General features: G+C 68.8%; 20 protein-coding genes and 3 pseudogenes. 14 read left to right on the forward strand and 9 right to left on the reverse strand.

Annotation, left to right across the window (positions count from 1 at the left end):
• Positions 1–2 precede the first annotated feature (2 nt).
• From SLV14N_RS00080 to SLV14N_RS00090, 3 genes are all read right to left on the reverse strand, one after another.
• Entirely contained in the window at positions 3–1,403 is a 1,401-nt protein-coding gene (locus SLV14N_RS00080) for a HEPN domain-containing protein (protein WP_263267375.1), read from the reverse strand.
• A 271-nt stretch (positions 1,404–1,674) separates the two neighbouring features.
• On the reverse strand, positions 1,675–2,064 hold the full coding sequence (locus SLV14N_RS00085; RefSeq protein WP_263267376.1) for a hypothetical protein: 390 nt from the start codon (positions 2,062–2,064) through the stop codon (positions 1,675–1,677).
• Between the two features lie 190 nt (positions 2,065–2,254).
• Positions 2,255–2,824, reverse strand: a complete 570-nt coding sequence (locus tag SLV14N_RS00090; protein ID WP_263267378.1) for a hypothetical protein — start codon at positions 2,822–2,824, stop codon at positions 2,255–2,257.
• 125 nt (positions 2,825–2,949) lie between these two features.
• Between SLV14N_RS00090 and SLV14N_RS00095 the strand changes: the two genes are divergently transcribed.
• Positions 2,950–3,558, forward strand: a complete 609-nt coding sequence (locus SLV14N_RS00095; RefSeq protein WP_263267380.1) for a hypothetical protein — start codon at positions 2,950–2,952, stop codon at positions 3,556–3,558.
• 509 nt (positions 3,559–4,067) lie between these two features.
• A complete protein-coding gene (locus SLV14N_RS00100) occupies positions 4,068–5,939 on the forward strand; it encodes a pentapeptide repeat-containing protein (protein ID WP_263267382.1) in 1,872 nt (623 codons plus the stop codon).
• A gap of 589 nt (positions 5,940–6,528) precedes the next feature.
• Here the strand turns inward: SLV14N_RS00100 and SLV14N_RS00105 are convergent.
• Entirely contained in the window at positions 6,529–6,726 is a 198-nt protein-coding gene (locus tag SLV14N_RS00105) for a hypothetical protein (protein ID WP_199218996.1), read from the reverse strand.
• Between the two features lie 122 nt (positions 6,727–6,848).
• Between SLV14N_RS00105 and SLV14N_RS00110 the strand changes: the two genes are divergently transcribed.
• Positions 6,849–9,095 (forward strand): hypothetical protein, encoded by a 2,247-nt coding sequence (locus tag SLV14N_RS00110; protein WP_263267384.1) that lies wholly within the window; start codon positions 6,849–6,851, stop codon positions 9,093–9,095.
• A 168-nt stretch (positions 9,096–9,263) separates the two neighbouring features.
• Here SLV14N_RS00110 and SLV14N_RS38885 read toward each other — a convergent pair.
• A pseudogene (locus tag SLV14N_RS38885) lies at positions 9,264–9,431 on the reverse strand (hypothetical protein); the annotation flags it as partial.
• A gap of 163 nt (positions 9,432–9,594) precedes the next feature.
• Positions 9,595–10,551 (reverse strand): ATP-binding domain-containing protein, encoded by a 957-nt coding sequence (locus tag SLV14N_RS00115; RefSeq protein WP_263267385.1) that lies wholly within the window; start codon positions 10,549–10,551, stop codon positions 9,595–9,597.
• On the opposite strand from SLV14N_RS00115, the gene SLV14N_RS00120 reads away from it, so the two are divergent.
• From SLV14N_RS00120 to SLV14N_RS00130, 5 genes and pseudogenes are all read left to right on the forward strand, one after another.
• Positions 10,529–10,732 (forward strand): hypothetical protein, encoded by a 204-nt coding sequence (locus tag SLV14N_RS00120; RefSeq protein WP_263267387.1) that lies wholly within the window; start codon positions 10,529–10,531, stop codon positions 10,730–10,732. The genes SLV14N_RS00115 and SLV14N_RS00120 overlap by 23 nt on opposite strands.
• A gap of 210 nt (positions 10,733–10,942) precedes the next feature.
• Positions 10,943–11,482: a TniB family NTP-binding protein gene (locus SLV14N_RS00125; protein WP_263267388.1), complete on the forward strand. Its 540-nt coding sequence runs from the start codon at positions 10,943–10,945 to the stop codon at positions 11,480–11,482.
• Positions 11,483–11,706: 224 nt separating this feature from the next.
• Positions 11,707–12,080: pseudogene (locus SLV14N_RS38890) on the forward strand (hypothetical protein).
• Complete coding sequence (locus SLV14N_RS38895; RefSeq protein WP_369292823.1) at positions 11,984–12,508, forward strand: hypothetical protein; 525 nt, start codon at positions 11,984–11,986, stop codon at positions 12,506–12,508. Before SLV14N_RS38890 ends, SLV14N_RS38895 begins: the two are co-directional and overlap by 97 nt.
• A gap of 1,497 nt (positions 12,509–14,005) precedes the next feature.
• On the forward strand, positions 14,006–15,100 hold the full coding sequence (locus SLV14N_RS00130) for a hypothetical protein (RefSeq protein WP_208687590.1): 1,095 nt from the start codon (positions 14,006–14,008) through the stop codon (positions 15,098–15,100).
• Between the two features lie 6 nt (positions 15,101–15,106).
• On the opposite strand, the gene SLV14N_RS00135 is transcribed toward SLV14N_RS00130, so the two are convergent.
• Positions 15,107–15,286, reverse strand: a complete 180-nt coding sequence (locus SLV14N_RS00135) for a hypothetical protein (RefSeq protein WP_263267392.1) — start codon at positions 15,284–15,286, stop codon at positions 15,107–15,109.
• 3 nt (positions 15,287–15,289) lie between these two features.
• On the opposite strand from SLV14N_RS00135, the gene SLV14N_RS38900 reads away from it, so the two are divergent.
• Positions 15,290–15,487: a DUF4259 domain-containing protein gene (locus SLV14N_RS38900; RefSeq protein WP_369292824.1), complete on the forward strand. Its 198-nt coding sequence runs from the start codon at positions 15,290–15,292 to the stop codon at positions 15,485–15,487.
• Here the strand turns inward: SLV14N_RS38900 and SLV14N_RS00140 are convergent.
• Complete coding sequence (locus tag SLV14N_RS00140) at positions 15,392–15,766, reverse strand: hypothetical protein (RefSeq protein WP_263267393.1); 375 nt, start codon at positions 15,764–15,766, stop codon at positions 15,392–15,394. The two genes, SLV14N_RS38900 and SLV14N_RS00140, sit on opposite strands and share 96 nt — an antisense overlap.
• A gap of 688 nt (positions 15,767–16,454) precedes the next feature.
• Entirely contained in the window at positions 16,455–17,045 is a 591-nt protein-coding gene (locus SLV14N_RS00145) for a TetR/AcrR family transcriptional regulator (RefSeq protein WP_263267394.1), read from the reverse strand.
• A gap of 111 nt (positions 17,046–17,156) precedes the next feature.
• Between SLV14N_RS00145 and SLV14N_RS00150 the strand changes: the two genes are divergently transcribed.
• From SLV14N_RS00150 to SLV14N_RS00170, 5 genes and pseudogenes are all read left to right on the forward strand, one after another.
• Positions 17,157–18,167, forward strand: a complete 1,011-nt coding sequence (locus SLV14N_RS00150) for an NADP-dependent oxidoreductase (protein WP_263272986.1) — start codon at positions 17,157–17,159, stop codon at positions 18,165–18,167.
• A gap of 583 nt (positions 18,168–18,750) precedes the next feature.
• A protein-coding gene (locus tag SLV14N_RS00155) for an IS5 family transposase (RefSeq protein ID WP_263267395.1) occupies positions 18,751–19,709 on the forward strand; the annotation gives its coding sequence in 2 pieces (ribosomal slippage) (positions 18,751–19,188 and positions 19,191–19,709; 957 coding nt in all).
• 66 nt (positions 19,710–19,775) lie between these two features.
• Positions 19,776–19,928: pseudogene (locus tag SLV14N_RS00160) on the forward strand (CBS domain-containing protein); the annotation flags it as partial.
• A gap of 20 nt (positions 19,929–19,948) precedes the next feature.
• Positions 19,949–20,122 carry a hypothetical protein gene (locus SLV14N_RS00165; RefSeq protein ID WP_263267397.1) on the forward strand — a complete coding sequence of 58 codons (174 nt, stop codon included), beginning with the start codon at positions 19,949–19,951 and terminating at the stop codon, positions 20,120–20,122.
• A 90-nt stretch (positions 20,123–20,212) separates the two neighbouring features.
• Positions 20,213–20,791 carry a dienelactone hydrolase family protein gene (locus tag SLV14N_RS00170; RefSeq protein WP_263267399.1) on the forward strand — a complete coding sequence of 193 codons (579 nt, stop codon included), beginning with the start codon at positions 20,213–20,215 and terminating at the stop codon, positions 20,789–20,791.
• Positions 20,792–21,011 lie beyond the last annotated feature (220 nt).

Below are 21,011 nucleotides of genomic sequence, written 5' to 3' on the forward strand. Positions count from 1 at the left end.
GCTCAGAGCCCGAGGCGGTCCTGCGGCGGCGTTGCGCGGAAGAAGGCACGCAGGGGTTCATCGACGGCGCGTTCGCGGCCGGTGCCGGCAGCAGCAGCGTCGAGGAGGGGTGCGAGGTCTTCAGTGTCACAGGGGGTGAGGACGAGCCAGCGCAGAACAACCTGCCGCACGATCAGCCTGAGGTCACGCAGGGCGGCCAGCTTCTCGCTCTCGTCCTGGTTTTTGAGGACGTCCCCATGCACGTACTTGGAGCGCGCGCTGTACGCATCCTGCACAATTGTCTCGACCTGCTGGCGCAGGGACGGGGTGAAAAACAGGGCGGCTGCACGGGACCGGATCCTTTCGCTGACGCCCTCGTGCTTGTCGTCGGGGCTAGCCATCAGGGCTTCCAGCGTGATGACGTAGTCCAGGTGCAGCTCGTCAGCCTCCTGCTCCCACACGCCGTAGTCGCTGTGGGTGCGCTGGTGGGCCTGCACCAGGTGCCGGGCCGCGCGCTCCAGGCGCAGGGCGCGCCTCCTGGGCAGCCTTCGGCTGCTGGTGGCGCCGTCCACGACGGCGTCGATCTTTGCGGTCACGGCGGAGCAGAAGGCTTGCAGGCGCGGGAGTTGCGCCTGGGTGACGTGGAAGGTGCCAGTCTCGCGGACCTCGACTTCCTCCTGCCTGCCGTCATGGTCCTCGTAGATCTGGAGGGTGGTGGGCACGTGGTTTGGGTGCAGCCCGAACTCGCGACCGCGTTCGACGTCGAACACCGCGTCGACATGCAGGAGTTCGGGGCTCCACAGGATCAACGGCAGCAGCGCCCTCCAGTGCCGGGCCTCCGGCCGCGGGCCGGTGAAATCGAACCAGGGCGCGCCACTGCGGTCCGAGGCACGGTCCGGATCGGGGGCGTGGACGAACGGCGCACCAGCCAGGAGACGGAGGTCGAGCCCGCCCGGCTGAAGGCCGTAAAGGGCGGGCATCTGGCCCAACTGCCTCAGTTCGTCGGCGGTGAAGGTCTGAAGGGTGTACCGGCCCAGCGGGATCCGTGCCCCCTCGGGGAGATCGCCGGTCAGCAACAGCCAGTCCTCCACTGCCGGCGCGGGCGCCGTGCAGAAGGCGACGAAGCTGTCCGCAACCTCTTCCACCGGCACCGTCGCCCCCTGGGCAACCAGACGGGTCGCGTCCCCCAGCCCTGATCCGCTCAAGAGCGTGGACCATCGGGGCATCCAGTCACCATCGGCCTTGCCGTACAGGTCGCGGTGTTCGGATTTCGGCGCGGCGCCCACCACCGCGTTGATCACGGCATCGAACTCCGGCTGCGTCGACAGAGCCACATCGGTGATTGCCTGGGGTATCGAGGCCAGGTCCCGTGCCAGCTCGAGCCAGGCAAGGACGGCCTGACGCAGTGGGGAGGTGTCTTCCATACGGCACGAAAATAGCGCACCCTCGCCGCCCGCCAGACCCAACCACCAGGCCACAGCTCCCGGCCTGAGCGGCCGTTCCCGCGTTGTTCTGCAACTCGGACCGCTGCGCTGATCGGTGGCTGGCCCGCTGCGATCAGTTGATCTTCTCGAATGGGTGACCTGCGGAGAACGGATCTAGCGCTGAGCTGGGCCGGCACCCGCTCGACCTTCCAACGGCATCGAGCTCCGGGGCACCCGTCCACCAGTGGCACTACCCGCAGTACGCCCTCACTCAGCAGTCGTAGCTCTTGAGCGTCTTCGAGGCACCGGTGGCCGACTTCAGGTAGTCGTTCTCCGACTTCAGGCTCTCGTTCTCCGCCGTCGACTCCGCCAACTGCACAACCAGTCCGGCAGCCATGGACAGGAGCCCCTCGTGCTTCGTCTGGAGCCCCTCGTGCTCTTCCTGAAGCCCCTTATACTTCCAGGCAAGGAGCCCGATGGTGGTGGCGGCCAGAACGCTGACGCCGGCCTTACCCACGACCCTGGCTTTGCCGAACTTACCTCCGGCTGGCCCGACACCGCCCTTGCCGATACAAACGTGGCCCGTCTGGTGCAAGTGCTGTTGAGCCTCGCCGAGATGGTCGCTCTGATACGAGCACGATCCGCATTGGTAATGGGCCATCAGTCGTTCCTCTCCCCCAGGGAGATGAGCTTGCCACAGGGCACGTGCCTCCGGAGACCACTTGGTCATCCTCCGTACGCCCACCGACGCTGAGGGAAGGACGCGCACCTGCACGGGCGGCGCGCCCCTGGTTGTGGGCTATGCCGTCAACGCCCCCAGGATGGCCCATGGCGCGCCACGGGTAGCTCGTTCAGGTCTCTGGCCAGCGGGGACGCGTCGGTTCCAGGCCGAGGAGGTCGAGGAAATGGAGCTGGACGCCGCGGCTGATGACGATGATGGTCGGGTCGGTGGCACCGACGACGCGTAGCCGCAGGCCAGAGAGATGGTAGAGGATCATCCGGCCGGTGGGCCGGACCTGCTGGTTGCCGGGATAGAGCCCGGGCATCCTCTGGTCGCTCCCGAGGGCCCGGCGGGCCTGGCGCTCGATCAGGCAGAACACGAGCAGGGCCAGGCAGATCACCGTCACCAGTGCGGCAACCCTCTTGTTGTCCTGCACGAAGACGGGGGTGACTGCCAGGAGGCCCTTGAAGTCGCTGTAGCGGCGCTCGACGGTGCCTTGGCCCTTGTAACACCGCAGTACCTCTGCGGTGTCGGCATGTTCGGGGGTGAGGGTGGTCAGCCGCGTGTACCAGCCGTCGATGGCGGCTTCGGCCTGGAGGACGTCTTGGTCAAAGTGCCAGTTGAAGGTGGGCCGTCCGGTGGCGTCGGTGGTGATGGAGGTACGCAGGCAGCCAGTGACGCGGCGGGCTTTGGCGATCACGCCGATGCGGGCGGCGATCTTCTCTGCAGTGTTGCAGTAGCGGCCGCCGGCCCTGCGCTGCAGCTGTCGAGCTCTTCCCGGGCCTTGACCAGGCGTTTGTCCCGGGCCCGCTGCTAACCGCCCTGATGATCAACCCGTCAGGCGTCGTGCACGCCCTGACCATGTGCCTCGCCCCTGAAATCGCCGCGCTCGCCACCTGGCTGGAGTCGGTGCTCACCGAACAGGCCGACACCGGGGAGGGGCTGCTGCGGCTGCCCGGGGCCGAACAGGGCGGGGCGGAGGTGTTCATGCATGGCTGGATCGACCACCTCCACCAGCTCACCGACCGGGCACGCGCCCGCCGCACCGGCGCCGACGAGGACGTCGACGGAGCGCGGCCGTCCACACGAGCATCGGCGGACATCAGTCCGGCCGGGAGCAGCATGGACGGGACGGACCGCCAGCCGGACGAGGGCGGCCGGGGCGCCGGCCGAGCGGGAGGAACAGAATCAGTGGCCAGGCACGACGGTGAACTCGGCGTCGCAGCGCGGCTAGACGCCCACGGCTTCCTTGCGGCGGCCCGCGCCGTCGTAGAGCACCGTCTGGGCCTCCACCTCGGCGACGAGGAGCACCGGGCGCCGCCCGCCGGCTCCTCTGAATCCCTCCCCGACGGCGCCGACAGCCCGGACCTGTATCTGATGGGCCGCGCCCTCGCAGAGCCTCTCCCCACCGCGACGAGCTCGCCGAGCGCCTGACCCTCGTCCTCGACGGCAGCGCCCTGCTCACCGACCGCCGAGGCATTGCAGTGGCGGTGACGCCCCAACTCCCCGCCGGACGGCGGGCCGTACGCTCCAGGCCCGCGCCACCGGGCGCAGCGGCAGGACGCGGGAACAGCACGGCGCGGGCGGCCCGGAGCGGGGACTTCGCGCAGGTGAGGCCGTCATGAGGCGGGAACCGGGCGGCCCGCGGACCTACGGCTGGGCCCAGCGGCACGACGCCGTACGCGAGCTGCTGGGACAGCTCGCCACCGACGCCACCCTCGCTGGCGTCTGGCCCGGACTCGACGAGCTCGCCCAGTTCGTGCCCGCCGCCTCCTCGACTCTGTCGACCAGGCCGCCAAGGCAGCTGTCGGAACGCACGGAAGATTTCAGTAGAGCACGATTCATTTCGATACGTCCTTCAGAACCGCAGCGAAGATTTCAGTGCTGGCCGTGTCGGAGGCGAGCTCGGCAACCATCGACCGTGCTCGATCGTCCCTTCGGGTATGCCACACCCGAGCCCTGAACCGTCCCCGACTCCGCCTGACTGGCCGCACTGTGGCCACGGCACTACCCCGGAGGACACGGTCGGCTGCCGCGGCATTCACGCCCCTGGTCACACAGTCTGCCTCGCCCATCTGGCCGACGCCGACCGCGACGCCTACCTGGATGGCCTGACACCCGGCGCCGACATCGACCATCGCGGCACCTCCTTCACCGAACCCCTTCTCGATGCCCTCCTCGACGCCCTCCTCGACCCCGCCACCGGACACCCCCGCCTCGGCGAAGCCCGGTTCGACTCGGCGACCTTCCAAGACGATGCCCAATTCGTAAGGGCGATCTTCCAGGGCCACGCGTGGTTCGACTCGGCGACCTTCGAGGGCCTTGCGTGGTTCGACTCGGCGACCTTCCAGGGCCTCGCTCGCTTCGAGTCGGCGACCTTCCAGGGCTACGCCCATTTCGACACGGCGAGCTTCCAGGGCTACGCCGGGTTCAGATCGGCGACCTTCCACGACCTCGCATGGTTCGACTCGGCGACCTTCCAGGGCATCACCAAGTTCGACTCGGCGACCTTCGAGCACCTCGCCCAGTTCGACTCGGCGACCTTCCAGGACGCCTCTTTTGTGCGGGCGGCCTTCCAGGGCACCGGCCAGTTCGGGCAGGTGACCTTCGAGGGTCACGCCTCATTCGGGTACGCAACCTTCCAGGGCGCCGCCCACTTCCGGTCGGCAGTTTTCGAGGGCGACGCTAGGTTCGATGAGGCGACCTTCGAGCGGCTGGTCACCCTCGGCCCCTTGGTGTGCGCCGGGCGGTTTGTGCTCTCCGAGGCGACGTTCAGCAGCCCAGCGAACCTCTCGTTCGCTGCGCGCCGGCTGGAGTGCTTGCGAACCCGCTGGACATCAACGGCCGAGTTACGTCTGCGCTACGCCACAGTGGACTTCGCCCACGCTGTCTTCGAATACCCCCTCACGATCGCCGCGGAGGCCAACCCCTTCGTACTCCCCGACGGACAGACGGTGGACGAACAGGTTCTTGCCGATGCGCCCGACGCCGCGGTGCGGATGGCCTCGTTGCGCGGGGTGGACGCGGCCCACCTGGTCCTCGCCGACGTCGACCTCGCGGGATGCCTGTTCACCGGAACCGTGCACCTGGACCAGCTGCGACTGGAGGGTGCCTGCATCTTCGACACGGTGCCGCCCGCAGTGCATTGGCGGGGCTGGCGCCCCGTACGGTTCACCCAGCGCCGCACCCTCGCCGAAGAACACCACTGGCGCGCGAGCGAGCCATCGGCGGCCCGGGGCTGGAACGTGGCAGTGTTCGGCGCCGGGCGCGTCGGGCCGTTGCAACTGGCACCGGTGTACCGCGCGCTGCGCAAAGCGTTCGAGGATGGCAAGCATGAGCCTGGGGCCGCCGACTTCTATTACGGAGAGATGGAGATGCGCCGCCACGCCGACGACATCCCCCGAAGCGAGCGAAGCCTTCTGACCGCTTACTGGGCGCTGTCCGGCTACGGCCTGCGCGCCTCCCGGGCTCTGGGCTGGCTCGCCGCCGCCATGCTCGTCACCATCGTGCTCCTGATGAGCGTCGGCCTCCCCAAGGACGCCCCGAAGCAGGAAGCGACCGGCACCGTCCCCGTCGGCGGAGGCACGGTCACCTTCGAGATCGACAAGGACGAACCGCACAACCCCACGGGGAACCGGTTCACCGGCGAGCGTTTCGAGAAGGCCCTGAACGTCACGCTCAACTCGGTGGTCTTCCGCTCCGCCGACCAGGACCTGACCACCGCCGGCACCTACATCGAGATGACCTCCCGCCTGGCCGAGCCCGTCCTTCTGGGCCTCGCGGTCCTCGCCGTCCGCAACCGCGTCAAACGCTGACCCACTGCCACCCGACACTGAAGCAATCGCTGCACCCGAACCCACATGAGCCATCGCGCGGAAGATTTCAGTGCCCAAGTCACAGGCTCGCTCACTGAAATCTTCCGTGCTGCCCGACAGCAGCGGACGACGCGGGTACGGGACACCGTCGCCGACCTGGAGAAGGCGTTGCGGGCGGCCGCCCGCAACGCCCGGGGCTCGGCAACCCCGCCCCCTCGGCCTCCTCACCCGCACCCGGGTCCGCGAAGGCACCCCCGACTGGTGACCACCACACCCCGGCCGGACCACTGGGCACCACGGCCGGCTCTGAGCGCTGGGGCGCGTACACGGGGGCGCGGGAGCCCGCCGGGCACCACCCCGTCGGCGGGGGGCGAGTTGTGTAACGCGCAGGATGTACCGGCGAAAAGATGTAACGCCCGCCGGAAGTATCTACCCTTCAGCGGAAATACGTCCCGGCTGACACGGCGCCGGGACGGCCGACGGCCCGTCACCTCGCGCCCCGTCCAGGGTGCCAAGCATTGCAATGTCCAGGCCGACGACGGTGAAGACCGTGTCCTATGACGCGGGGTCGCTGCACCGGTGGACCCGCTCATGTACAGACAGCGGCGAGGGCTGCAGTCATCGCTGCGGCAACAGTGATGACCGCAGCAAACGTGGTGGCGGCCTGCTTGAGGGCAGTGGGGTAGCTGGCGCCGTCCAGGCGAGCGAGTACGGCGGCACCGACGGCGGCCAGCAGCGCGATCACGACGACCAGGGCGGTGGTGAGCAGTACGACGGCGACGTTCACGGCAGGCTCCCTGCGCACGGTGAGGTGTTGACATGGTTGAAGGTCGCGGAATCGGTGTGCGCCGGGGTTCGCCGGAGGGAAGATGAACAGCGGCGAACACATCACGGCCCGGGGGCGAGCACGTGCACGACGAGCAGAGCGAACACCATCCGGCACTGACCGAGCTGCGCAGGAGACTGAACGGCGGACTGGCCCGGGCCCGGCTCGACAAGACGCAACTCGCCACCCGGGCACAATTGGGGCGTACGACCGTGTCGGAGGCGTTCGGGGCCGACGGGCGGGTGCCGTCCGAAAAGACGGTGGCGGCACTGGCCCGCGCGCTGAAACTCCCCGTGCAGGAGCTGCTGGAGCTGCAGCGGACCGCGGCGGCCTCGGATGCGGGGTCCGGGTCGGGGCCGGGCAGGCCGATCGGTGAGTGGGAGCCGCACGCTCTGGAAGTCCACCCGGCCGGTCCCGCCCCGGCCGGTCCCGGTTCCGGCTCGCCGGAGCAGCGAGCCCTGCCCGGCTATGTGCCCCGCGAGCACGACCGGATCCTGGCGGACGCCGTGCGCGAGGCCGGCGAGGGCCACAGCCGGATGCTGATTTTGGTCGGCACATCCTCCACCGGGAAGACACGGGCCTGCTGGGAAGCCATCCAGTCGCTGGCCGAGAAGGGGTGGCGGCTATGGCACCCCTTCGACCCGACCCGCGCCGAGGCCGCGCTCGACGACCTGCACTGCGTCCGGCCACGGACCGTGGTCTGGCTGAACGAGGCCCAGCACTACCTCGGCGACCCGAGGACCGGCGAACGAATCGCGGCCGCCGTGCACAGTCTGCTCGTCCAGCCGGAGCGTGGGCCGGTGCTGGTGCTGGGCACGCTGTGGCCCGAGTACGCCGCCCAGTACACCGCGCTGCCCACCCCAAACGGGCCGGACCCGCACAGCCGGGTCCGGGAACTGCTTACCGGCCGCACCCTCACGGTCCCCGACACGTTCGACGCTCCGGCTCTGGCCGCTGCGAACGTCCTCGCCAAGGGCGGCGACCGGCTGCTGGCCGACGCCCTCAACCGCGCCAGTGCCGACGGACGCCTGACACAAGACCTGGCCGGAGCCCCCGAACTCCTGCACCGCTACCAGAGCGGCACCCCGGCTGCCAAAGCCGTACTGAAAGCGGCGATGGACGCACGCCGCCTCGGCGTCGCCCTCCACCTCCCCCAGGCATTCCTCACCGACGCCGCCCTCGACTACCTCTCCGACATCGACCACGACCAGCTCACCGACGACTGGGCAGAAGCTGCCTTCGCTGAACTCGCACACCTGGTTCATGGGAAGCAAGCCCCCCTACGCCGCGCCAGCCCCCGCCCCCAGCGCCGCACGCCCGGAACCCCACCAATCGCCACGCCCTCCCACCCGACAGCGGCGCCGGTATTCCGACTTGCTGACTACCTCGAACAACACGGCCGCGCCACCCGCCGACGCCTGTGCCCACCCGCCTCTTTCTGGCAAGCTGCCCACACCCATCTCACCGACATGGACGACTTGCTAAATCTCGCTGAAGCAGCGCGATTCCGTTACCGCAACCATTGGGCATTGCACCTCCGACATCAGGCCCGCAGGCACGGGCCTACCCTCGCTGCACAAGCCGAGAATCTCGCCAGCATCGTGGTGGCACCTGAACGGAGAAGGCCACACGAAGAGAGCACAACCGAAAGCTCCGGTGGACAAGTCGCGGACGCCAGCGAGGTGCCTCTCTTCTTACTCGCGCAGCTGCACGAGAGGGCCGGAGACCAGGAATCGGCCGAGGTTTTACTTCTGCAGGCCGCCGACGACGGCGCCCCGGAGGCACTGTTTGCCTTGGCAAGACGGCGAGAGCGTACCGGGGATATAGGCGCTGCCGAGGCCTTCTACCAGCGCGCCGCGGATGCCGGCTACAGAGTCGCACTGGTGACGCTGGGGTGGATCCGCGAGACTTCTAACGACCTTGTCACAGCTGAAGCCCACTATCAGAGGGCCAGCGACGCTGGCATTCCGGACGGCCGAATGAACCTGGCACGCATGCGCGAGCAAGCCGGAGACCGAGATTCGGCCGAAGCCCTGGCCCGACAAGCCGCAGACGCTGGCGACACCAGCGTTCTGGTCGCCCTGGCACGCATGCGCGAACAGGCTGGAGACAAAAAGGCCGCCGAGGCCCTCGCTATGCAGGCCGCCGAGGCTGGGAACACCAGCGCTCTGGTCGCTGTGGCACAGATGCGCGAGGCTTCAGGAAACCAAGACGCCACAGAAGTCCTCTATCGATGCGTTGCCGACTTCGGCGGGCTCTGGCAGTTCCTGCAGGAGCGATGGCCACATGGGTTGGACCCGGATGGCACGCCCGCACAGCCATGGGAATGAACAGCTGGGGCCTTGGGCCTCGCCGGAGGCGGGTTTCCGGCTGCCCACGGAGGTGAACGGGTGCTCGCGGCGCTCACCCCGGGATATCTCCCCGCAACCGTGGTAGGTGAGCTGCTGGCGCAGGTCCAGGTAGCAGAGCAACCGAACGCCGGGCTCGCCCGCGTTCCGGGTCGTGTACTCCGCTGCTCGCCGCCGCCCACCGGTCGGCGAGCAGCTGCTGGAAGGCGAGCGCGGGGCGTCGGCGGCGGCCGCGACGTCGACCAGGCCAGCCGGCTTACGTGCACTTCGTTCATGTACGGCACTACGCCGGGTGTCCCCGGGAGGGTTCCGCCGCAGTGTGTCTTCACCCGACCGAGTGGCAGGCCGTCAGGGGCCGTCGCCGCCCCAGTCCAGCCACGCAGACATAGGGAAATCCCGCGCCGATCACTGCATTCCGAGACGATCACTGAACTCGCACTTCAGGACCTCTCCAGCTTCTACAGCTCCACAAACCCCCAGCTCAGAGCCGCGCCACACCACGGCCAAAAATCCGGAAATGATCACCAGATCCCAAGGTCAGCGCTTCGCTCATGGAGTGATCGGCAACGGATTTGTCACACACGCGGGCCCTTTGCGGTAGAGCCCGGAAGGCGGCGAACGGACTGTCGGCGAGCCGCATCTGCTGGTCGATGTCGGTCACGGCGTACTCGGGAACCGCCGCGGTGAGATCGTCTAGGGCCGTGGCGGGGGTGGCCTGGGCGAGCATACTGAAGCGGCGGATCTCACCGGTGCGGGCGATGTCCTCGAAGAAGCCGGCAACGAAGCACAGCCGAATGAGCGCGTCCTCGTCCAGGCTGCTGGGCTCGGCGAGGTAGGTGTCGACGGCGGGCCAGCAGCTCCTGGCCCGCCGCGTGCAGGGCCTTGCGGGCCCCACGAGCCGGTGCGCCGCGCAGCGGTCCGGTGCCGTCGAGAAGCATGACGCCCCGGCAACGGCCAGTCCGAGCCGCCCGCCGAGGCTGAGGCGGAGGCGGTAATCGATAGCGTGCCCGAGGGCCGACCAGTTCGGGTACTGCACGTCGATCGGCTGCACCGGGTGCGGGAGGCCTGCTACGCGCGCCTGATAGTCGCGGACCAGGTTCTGGCTGTAGGGCAGGTGGGTGGACATGCACTGCGAGATGGGTGAGGAGTCGTACTTCAGCTGTCCGGTCAGGCTCAGCTCGATCATCGGCCGCCCGGCTACCGTGCCGTCCCGGCCGGCGCCGGCCATGGCCTTTTCGTACTCGTCGATCCAGGCGATGCCCTCGGTGTCCAGCAGGTGGCGGGCGTGGGTGACCGCGACGTGGATCAGGCGGGCCTCGCTCGCATTCAGCGCGCGCTGCAGGCCGTGGTCGTCCACCGACGGGGCCATGAAGCCCTTGCCGATGCGTACCGACGGCCACTCGCGTCCCTTGGCCTTGACCACCTGCAGGGCTGGCACCGCTTCGCCACCACCGCCCCCGCCCCGGCCCGGCGACCCGCCCCGCAGCACGGAAGAACGCCTGGCCTACCACTCCAGCTTCGTCACCATCCGCACCCCCGCCATCAGCCAACTCGCCACCCAGGCCCGCACCCTGATGGTCCTCGGCCGCCACAGCAGACCACCGCACGACCCTCCCTGATCGTCACCGGACCCGCCGCAGCCGGCAAACCACCGCCCTCCTCCACGTCGGCCGCGCCTGCCACCTCGCCCACACCCGCAAAAACCCGCCCTCGACCGGATCAGCCCACACCGCGGTACCCGTCGCGTACGTCCTCGTCCCGCCCGGCGCCACCGCGAAAACCCTCATCACCGAGTTCGCCCGCTACCTCGGCATCCCACCACCACCCGCATGACCCAGACCCAGATCACCGACGCCGTCTGCCACACCTACACCGCCACTGGTGTCCAGCTCGTCCTCATCGACGAGATCCACCGCCTCAACCCCCGCACCACCACCGGCGCCCAAACCGCCGACCTGATCAAAGACCTCACCGAACGCCTCTCCGCGCCCTTCGTCTGCGCCGGCATCAACGTCACCGCCCCCCTCTTCACCGGCACCCGCGGCGCCCAACTCGCCGGACGCGCCACTCTCATCACCTGCGGCCCCCTCCCGCCCGCCACGGCACCCGCCACCCCTTCACCGACGTCATCACCGACATCGAAAACAACCTCGACCTCACCCACCACAAACCCGGCACCCTCCCCACCACGCCCCTACCTCCACCAACGCAGCGCCGGCCGCATCGGATCCCTCACAAGGCTCATCCGCCAAGCCGCCATCACCGCCATCAGCGACGGCACCGAACGCATCACCAAAGCTGCCCTCGACGCAGTACGACTCGGCCACCTCGCCGAAACCCACCACCGCCCCCGCACCCGAAACCGATAAACCCACTCGCCAGCACAAACAGCTCTGAACAGCACAAACGCCAACCGGGCCATTACACGCTAGAGCCATCTACAACGAACCCGGTCCCATTCAGCACAGAACACACAACCCAGCTCACACACCACAGCCACCCCGCTGGAACCGAACATCCCGCCTCTCAGCAAATCCGCAACACACCAGGTCAACCGCCACCCCGCACACCAACAACCCCCTCCGAGCGTCAACTGGTCATCGGCGTACGGGACGACTTCTACGGCCGGTGCTTCACCCACCCGGAGCTGCGGGCGGCGCTGCGCGAAGGCGCGCAGCTGCCCGTGGGCCCGCCCTCACGCGCCGAGCTGCGCGAGATCATCGTCGAGCCCGCGGCACAGGCAGGGAGCACGGCCGCCCCGAGCTCGTGGCAACCGTCGTCGCCGAGGCCGCCGACCAGCCCGGCGCCCTCCCGCTGGTGGCCCACGCCCTGCGCGAAACCTGGCACCGCCGCCACGGCCCGCCCTGCGCCTGGACGACTACCGCGCCACGGACGGAATGCGCGGCGCCGTGGCCCCGAGGGCCGAGGCGCCCTACGCAGCCGAACCTCCCACCCGACGGGCCCTGATGCGCGCCGTCTTCCTCCGCCTCACCACGCTCGGCGACGGCACCGAGCACACCCGCCGACACGTACCACGCACCGAACTCAACGAACTCGCCTCACCGGCAGACGTGGACGCCGTTCTGGGGAACTTGACACCCGCCCGGTTGGTCGTGCTGGCGCGCGGCAGCATGGAAGTGGCCCACGAAGCGGTGATCCGGGCCTGGCCCCGGCTGCGTCGCTGGCTGGACGAAGACCGGGACGCGCTGCGAACCCACCGCCGACTCACCGCCGCCGCCACAACGTGGGACGCCTCGACCGGGACAATGGCGCGCTGTACCGAGGCGGCCAGCTTGAGGATGCCCGAGCCTGGACCCAGAAGCGTGGGCGGGCCTCCCTCAACTCCTGGAGGCCGACTTCCTCGACAAATCCGTCATCGCTGGCCGCCGCCGTGAGCGGCGCGCCCACCGCACCCTGATCACTGTCGCCACCCTCCTGTGCCTGGCCTCATCGCCACGACAGTCCCTGCCCACAGCGTCTCCGGGCGGAGAACGAGCGTCGTCTGGCCATCTCCCGTGAACTTGCCACCCACCTCGCCCAATTGAGCGAACAACGCCCTGCGGCGGCCATGGGTCTCGCGCTCCGCGCGTATCGGCAGGCACCCACCACGGAAGCACGCAGCAGCCTGCTCAGCGCCTACGCCCGCTTTTACGCCAACCAGCTCACCGGGCACACCAAGCCGGTGGAAAGCACAGTCTTTGCACAAGATGGCCGCACCTGGCCACGGCGAGCTTCGACCACAGCGTCAAGCTGTGGGACACACGCTCCCACCATCTCCCGGCGACCCTGACCGGCCACACACGATACGTTTCTCCCCCCACGGCCACGCCCTGGCAACCCTCGCCCCCCACAACGCCCCCCGTGTCTGGAGCACCGACGCCGACTACGTCACCACACGTATCTGCCGCCTCAGCACCGACCACCACTGGGCACAACTCCTCCCCCACCAGCCGGTGAAAGTCCTATGCCCGGCATAAAGAGCGGCCTGGCCAGCCGTCAGAACCACGCTTGCGACTCGGGTCCGCCCAGAAACGGCGCGCTGCTCACTCCCCCAGACTTTCGAGGAGTTCAGGCTGGGCCCGCAGGCCGTAGGCAACCGTCGAGGCAGACAGGCAACCGCATCGGCGACCTCCCCTATCGACGGCGGTAGCCGACGTCGACGGTCAGCTCCCGCAGAACCCGAGCGATCCGACGCCGGCCGTCGGTGAGTAGGCGGACATCGCCGGGCCTCTTCGATATCCAGTGCCCAGGCCTGCTGCTTGAGCACCACCCGGGCCGCCGGCGCCCGGCCCGGAACGGTCGCCCAGCACGGATAGATGGCGATCCGCACCAACAGGCGCTGCAGGGTACAGCGCAGGACGGTGGTCTGGGAGGGTGCTCCTCCTGCGCGAGCTGCCAGCACGCGGCGCACCAGGCACACCAGGCATACCAGGCACACCAGGCACACCAGGCACACCAGGCCTACAGGAAATCGTCGGGAAAGCCATAGGAGGACACCACCACCAGACCGCAACACACACACGAACGAACGTCGCGCGACGTTGCGACTGAGCGTTCCTGTTGGTTCTGACCGCTCTTCCGCGATGCCTACGGCTGAAGGAGAACGCGGGCCCTGAGCAGTGCGAATGAGACTCGCCCGTACATTTGCCGCTTGAACGTTTTTTGATTCTGGCGACCGAGATGCCCTCCCGGATGGCCATCATGTAGCGGTTCGCAACGTGGTATCCACCGGTGTAGCCGAGGGCGGTCAGAACCCTTCAGTTGGCCAGTTGAGAAAGGGGGGCGCGCCCACACCGTCCGCCCAGCCGGCCTCGCTGTCAGTGCTCTGTGTGATGATGCGGACGCGTCCCAGGGGAGTGGGCCGCGGTCTACTGATTGCCAGGGAGTTGGGGATGGGCGCGGGTACGGAGCCGGACGGTTCGTCCAGGTCCGACGAGGAGTGGGAGCGGTTTCTGCGCGAGTCGGTGGCGGGTGCCGCCGACGCGCCCAAGGAGCCGTCGGCGCGGGCACGCGATGTGGCAAGGCGGCTGCGCGCGGAGCCCGGCCAGGGCCTGGAGGGCTGGCGCAGCTACACGCCCGCGCGGCCCAAGCGACGCACGGGCTGGTACGTGGTCGGGCTGCTGGCCTCGCTGGTGCTGCTGGTGGTGGCGCTCGCGCCGGGACGGATAGTGGACCTGTTCGCCGGTGCTGACTCCGCGCCGCTGGCGGCCGAGACCGCCCGCCCGGCCCAGGCACCCCCGGCGGAGGCGGCCCAACGCCCCACCATGGACGAGCCGTTCCGCGGTTCGCCGGCGGCGAGCTGGGCGAGCGGAGCGGCGGGGATCACCGTGCCGAAGGCCGGGGCGGTCGGCTGGATGAGCGCGGCCGAGGTCGAGCGGGCCCTCGCCCGCAGCCGGGACTTCCTCGTCGCGTCCGGCCTGGACCGCGGGGTGCTGCGGGGCGAGCGTCCCGAGAAGGCGATTGCACTGATCAACCCGCACCAGAAGGACGTCCAGGAGCTTCTCAAAACCGCTTTCCGAACCCCGAGCGAGAAGAACGACCCCCTCCTCCTCTTCAGCCGCTTTCAGCCCTCCCGAACCCACCTGGTCGGCGACGTCGTGAAGACCCGGGGCCGGCTGACCTACCGGGAGGGCGAGCGCGGCGCGCTCGAGGTGACCGCCGACGTCACCTTCGTCTACCCGGTCACCCGCGCGGAGGCGGGCGGCGACGACGAAGTCGTGCGCACGATCGTCCGGCGCGAGCTGGTCCTGAGCTGGGACGACCCTGACAAGGTCATCACCGAGCCGGGCACGTTCTCGATCGTCTCGTACAAGTACGACATGACCAACGGCGGCTGCGGCGCCCCCACGGGCTACTTCACCCCGCCCTTCGACACGGACCGCCGGGCAGACGAGGCCGGCACGGAGGTCGACCCGTACGACCGCAGCGCGCCGGTCGGGCGGGGCGAGCCCTCTGGGGACGAGTGCGGGAGGGCGACGCGGTCCTAGCGGGCGTTACTCGGTGGCGGCCACCCCAACCCCGAGGGCGATGAACATCCAGCCGCCGATCCACTCCCAGCGCCAGCGCCAGGCCGGTCGCCCGAGCACCGCGCGCAGCCGGGCGGCGACGTACACGAGCGCCAGCCAGTAGACGACGCCGATCGCGACATCGTGGGACAGATTCCGGGCAGCCAAGTGGTGATCGATCCTGATGACGGTCCTTCTGAGCCGTGGCCTGTCTTGCCGCTCTCGCTCCGGCGCGAGGCTGGGCGGGCACTTCGTCGCGTTCTGCAGGACGGTTCAGAGCTGGCCGCGGGCTGGGTCGAGAGCACTGATGCGGAGGAGTGGCGAACGACGGCCCAGACGATCACTCGCGCCCTGGACGTCGCCCCCTGACTTCAGGCGCTCGAAGGGCGGGCCTGCAAGATCGTTTCGCCAGGGGATGACGTTGCCATGGAGATGGAAACGCTTGAAGAAGTCCTCTTCCCGGGCCTGAACCTCGTAGTGCGCCAGGCCGTAGTCGTCGATGACAACTTGATGATCGATGCGGCAGGCTGCGGACCTCCAGGAGCATGTCCCCAGTGTCAGCATCCCGCCGCACGCGTTCACAGCCGGTACTGGCCTCGCATAGCCAGGCTGCCCGTCGGCGGCCACCAGTTGACCGCCCGTCTTCAAGTCGTCGCTTCTTCTGTGATCAGAGCCAGTGCCGACGACTGACAAGGTCGCCGCCTGGCTCCAGGAGCATCCCGGCGCCGAGATCATCTGCTGAGACCGCCTGATGGCATTCACCAAGGCCATCAGGCAGGCCGCCCCGGACGCGCTGGAGGTGGCAGATCGCGGGCACCTCCTCCAGAACCTCCGAACAGCGCCACCGCTTCCACCGCGTCGTCCTCGACTCCTTCGTCCCCAACCTGCGCACCGGACTGTTCCGCCCCGGCCTGCACGAAACGCGCGGGTTCGCGGAATCTCGGAGGGCTGAAGGCAAGAACCCGCTCGCCAGATAGCCGTTGAAGCGCTCTGGCGCGCGGGTTCGGGGGATTGGAAGCCGAGGGGTCCACTTGTCTCGGCCGCTACAGCTTCACCGCCTCCAGCCTGGGGCCTGCGTCCGCTGCGCGACCCGGATGCGCCGGAGCCGGGCGAGGGCTACGAGGGTGAAGAGTGCTGAGCGTCAGGAGCCGGCCAGGGCGCTGATCAGCTTGCGCGGCGCGGCCTTCGTGGCCCCTTCGCGGCGGTCGCGCGGGGTGCTCCCGGGCAGCGGCGCGACTCGTTGCCGCGGTCCTCGGCCGGCTTGGCGAACTCGGCGTCGGCCCTCTCCCTGCCGAGCACGCGGCCGAGCCCGCTGGTCAGCGTGTGGCCATATCAGCTACGGCTCTGAGGGCGGCGTTCCCCCTTGGCGCGGCTGGCTCCCTGCGCTCGTCAGAATCGCGCTCGCGACAACACCGAAGAGGCGATCGGCGCGTGGCGCGAGTGAGGGTTGATCGCCGAGCCAAGCGAGCATGGCTACCAGCGCAAACAAATCGGCGCCATCGATATCGCTCCGCGCCGTGCCCGCGGCCTGGGCACGGGTGAGGAGCCGCGCACCGGCCGCGCGCAGGGTGACGCACGAAGCGTGGAGTGCGGACTCGGTGTCCTCGATGGCGGCTGCCATCAGCACGGTCACGCCCCGATACTCGGTTGTCCACGCGACGCAGTCGCGTAGCCACGAAACAAGAGCGACTTCGGGCGAGCTCGATGTCTCGAGCTCGCCTGCCTTTGCCGTCAGTTCGTCGAAGCTCGTGCGGAGCAGCGCCTCGAGCAGCGCCTCGCGCGTCGGGAAGTGCCGCAGCAGCGTCGCGAGTCCGACATCGGCCCTGCGCGCGATGTCGCGCAGTGACACGTCGACGCCTTGCTCGGTGATGGCGGTGCCCGCTACTGCGAGCAGGTGGTCGCGGTTCTTCCTGGCGTCGGCGCGCATCCGTCCCTCTTGACTATCCGGATCAGTGGTCCATATATTCGGATCAGTGGTCCATTTATGTGGATCGCTGATCCGAATAAGCGTATCCCGCAGCGCGGGCAGGAGAAAATGATGCCGACACACACGATGAGGGCAGTCCGGCTCCATGAGCACGGCGGCCCTGAGGTTCTGCGGTACGACGAAGTGCCGATCCCCGAGCCGGGGCCGGGTGAGGTGCTCGTTCGCGTGCACGCGGTCGGCATCAATCCCCCCGACTGGTACCTGCGCGACGGCATGTCCAACCTGCCTCTGGAGACGAGGCCGAAGTTCGACTTGCCCGTGATTCCGGGCACGGACCTGTCGGGCGTCGTCGAGGCTGTCGCCGCGGATGTGGACGGCTTCTCCGTCGGCGATGAAGTCTTCGGTCTCCTTCGCTTCCCCAGCTTCGATGGCAACACATATGCCGAGTACGTGGCCGCGCCCGCGTTGGACCTCGCACTCAAGCCGGCCGGCATCGATCACGTGCACGCCGCCGGGGCCCCCATGGCCGGGCTCACCGCGTGGCAGTTCCTGATCGAGCTCGGCCACGATCACCCGTCGCCCTTCCAGGCGGCGCAGCATCGCCCGGTGCCACTCGACGCCGGCGTGACGGTACTCATCAACGGCGCCGCGGGTGGGGTGGGGCACTTCGCGCTACAGCTGGCGAAGTGGAAGGGCGCACGTGTCATCGCGGTGGCATCGGGCGCGCATGAATCGTTCCTGCGCGAGCTCGGCGCCAACCAGTTCATCGACTACACCAAGAGTCGCCCCGAGGAACTCGTACACGACGTCGACCTCGTTCTCGACACCGTCGGCGGCCCCGACAGCAAGCGCTTCCTGCGCACGCTCAAGCGCGGCGGCTCCCAGTTCCCCGTGTTCTTCGGCGAATTCGACGAAAAAGAGACCGCCAAGCTGGACGTCACGGTCACGGGCACCCAGGTCCGCTCGAACGGCGCCCAGCTCGCAGAACTGGGACGCCTGCTCGACGCGGGCACGGTCCGCGTCGCGATCGACAGCACGTTTACGCTCGCGGACGCCCAAGCAGCACAAGAACGCGCCGCCCGAGGGCACATCCAGGGCAAGATCGTACTCACGGTCGCTTAGGAACGAGCCGATTCACCGACACCTCCGGCGCTCGTCCTCGGAGCACCGGTGGCCATCGAGACGCTGACGCGGAGAGCTTGGGGTGCGTGTGGCGCCCAAGCGGCTGCGATTCTCACTGCGGGCGAACCGCGCGGACCCGTGCGGTCGGCTCGGTGCGCCGCAGGAGATCGACGAGACGGTCGCATTCCCGATGCTGTCGGCGCCCGTGCATCACCGGCCGGCACATGACCATCGCCGGCGGCAGCAGTCCGGCGCCCAGACGGTGGAACGGTCGGCCGCAAGGCAGCGCACCGCTCACGCCACGCGGTCCGCTCTCCAGCTCCGGCCACCCCGTCACCTTTCGGACCACGCAAAAAGGGACCGGATTGGCCTCAACCGAGCCGCAAGAGCCCTCGTGAGCGCCGGCGCCAGCCGCCCGAACACCCGTACCGACCCCGACCCTCATCGCCGCGGACTGGGCCGCTGCCGCTCCCTCGGCGACCGATAGCGCCACGCAATGCGTGTGTGGGCGTCGCGTCTAGGCCGTTTCTGATGGCTCTTGCTGCGGTGGTGGATCAGTTCATCGGCTGGGCAGGCGCGTCTTATGGTGCGGCGACATGAACTCACGGACGCGCAGTGGCAGACGATCGAGGCTTTACTGCCCGCCAACGGCAAGCCCGGCGGGCAGTGGGCCGATCACCGCAGAGTGATCAACGGGGTGCTGTTCCGGGCCCGTACCGGCGTGCCCTGGCCGGACCTGCCCGAACGCTACGGCCCCTGGCAAACCGTTTACGAGCGGCACCGCCGCTGGTCAGCGGACGGTACCTGGCAGCAGATCCTGACCGCGTTACAGATCGAGGCTGACGCCACCGACCCCGACGAGGCGCTGACCAACACCGTGGAGAAGGAAAGCGTGCAGCGGTGGGAATGGGCGGTGAACATCGACTCCACGTCGTGCCGGGCCCATCAGCACGCGGCCGGTGCCCGCCGGCGGCCGCCACATGACTTCCCGCAAAAGGGGGCGGTGCGCGTGTGGAAGCCGATGGGCGTGAGGCGCTGGGACGCTCACGAGGCGGACTGACCAGCAAGGTCCATCTGCTGGCCGACGACCGGGCCCGGCCGCTGACCTGGCAGACCTCTCCGGGCCAGCAGGGCGACAGCCCGATGTTCATCCCTGTGCTGGAGGGCCTGCGCATCCGGCGGCGCGGACCTGGCCGACCCCGCAGCCGACCGGATCGCGTCCGCGGTGACAAGGCGTACTCCAGTTACGACAACCGTGCTTATCTGCGACGACGCAGCATCAAAGCGACCATCGCCCAGCCCGATGACCAGCGGGCCAAACGCCAGCGAAAGGGCTCAGCCGGCGGACGTCCGCCGGCCTTCGACAAGGCCCAGTACCGCCACCGCAGTGCCGTCGAGCGATGTGTCAGCAAGTGGAAGCAGTACCGCGCAGTGGCCAGCAGGTACGACAAACGTGACTACATCTTCAACGGCACCCTGACCGTTGCAGCCATCGTCATCTGGCTCCGCGACACCGTCGAAGAGCCATCAGAAACGGCCTAGAGGCCGGGCTGCCGGAGCCCGCCCGAGCGATCGGCCGCCGAGTGGCATCCGGCGGAACGCGTCGCTGCCCCGTGCGTCGGCGCCGAGGACAGCGTTCTGGACGCCGCCCGCAAACTCACCGAGATGCGGGTAGGGGCCCTGCCGATCTGCGGCATGGACGACAAGCTCAAGGGAGTGCTGACCGACCGGGACGTCACCGTCAAGGTGCTGGGCAAGGGCGTCAGTTCCTGCGCGCGGCCTTGTTCCCCACCGGCATCCTCAACACCACACTCAAGCAACGTGTCCGGCAACTCACCACCGACAACCGCACCCTCGACGAGCGACTGAAGGCCGCCCGCTCGAACCTGCGCTTCCAAGGCCGGCGAGTCGCCGACCTCGAAGCCCGCCCCGCCGAACCGGGACCACCGACCTGATCCTGTCCGGCCGAGGCCCGCGGATGTCAGTGCTGCGGGCCATACTCGTGCCGCGGCGCCACCCGGGCACCGCAGCACGAGGAGAGCAACATGGCTGAGGTGCTGGTCTTCCACCACGGGCACGGGCTGACCGTCGGCGTTCGCGAGTTCGCCGAGCAGCTGCGACGGGCCGGACACACCGTCCACGCCCCAGATCTATACGAGGGGCAGGTATTCGACAGCCTCGAGGAGGGCGCCGGCTACGCCGAGAACGCCGGGTTCGACACGATCACCGCGCGCGGAATCGCCGCCGCCGAGGGGCTGCCTGCGGAGCTCGTCTACGTCGGGTTCTCGCTCGGCGTCCTGCCGGCGCAGAAGCTGGCCCAGACCCGCCCCGGAGCAAAGGGCGCACTGTTGCTCGAGGCCTGCATCCCGATCTCGGAGTTCGGCGGCGTCTGGCCTCAGGACGTCCCGGTCCAGATCCACGGCATGGACGCAGATCCGTTCTTCGCCGGGGAGGGCGATGTGGACGCCGCCCGCGCGCTCGTCGAGACGGCGGCGGACGCAGAGCTGTTCCTCTACCCCGGCGACAGGCACCTGTTCACCGACAGCAGCCTGCCGTCCTACGACGAACAGGCCGCAAAGCAGGTCAACCATCGCGTGCTCGGCTTCCTCGACCGCATCAAGTAGAGGATCAACAACCTGATCCTGTCCGGCTGACGACCTCGCGGCCCGTCCACCGCCTTGGTGGACGGTGGACGGGACCGTCTCACGAGACCACCCGGACGAGCTACAACAACGACCCCAACTCGCCGTCACGGACATGCAGTTATGAATCGCCGCAGTTCAGAGCCGGTATCCAAGCTCCTGCGGTCGGTAATGTCGAGCACAAGCGCTCCCGCGACCAGAA

Source organism: Streptomyces sp. Je 1-4 4N24, from assembly GCF_026239515.1.
GTDB lineage: Bacteria > Actinomycetota > Actinomycetes > Streptomycetales > Streptomycetaceae > Streptomyces > Streptomyces nigrescens.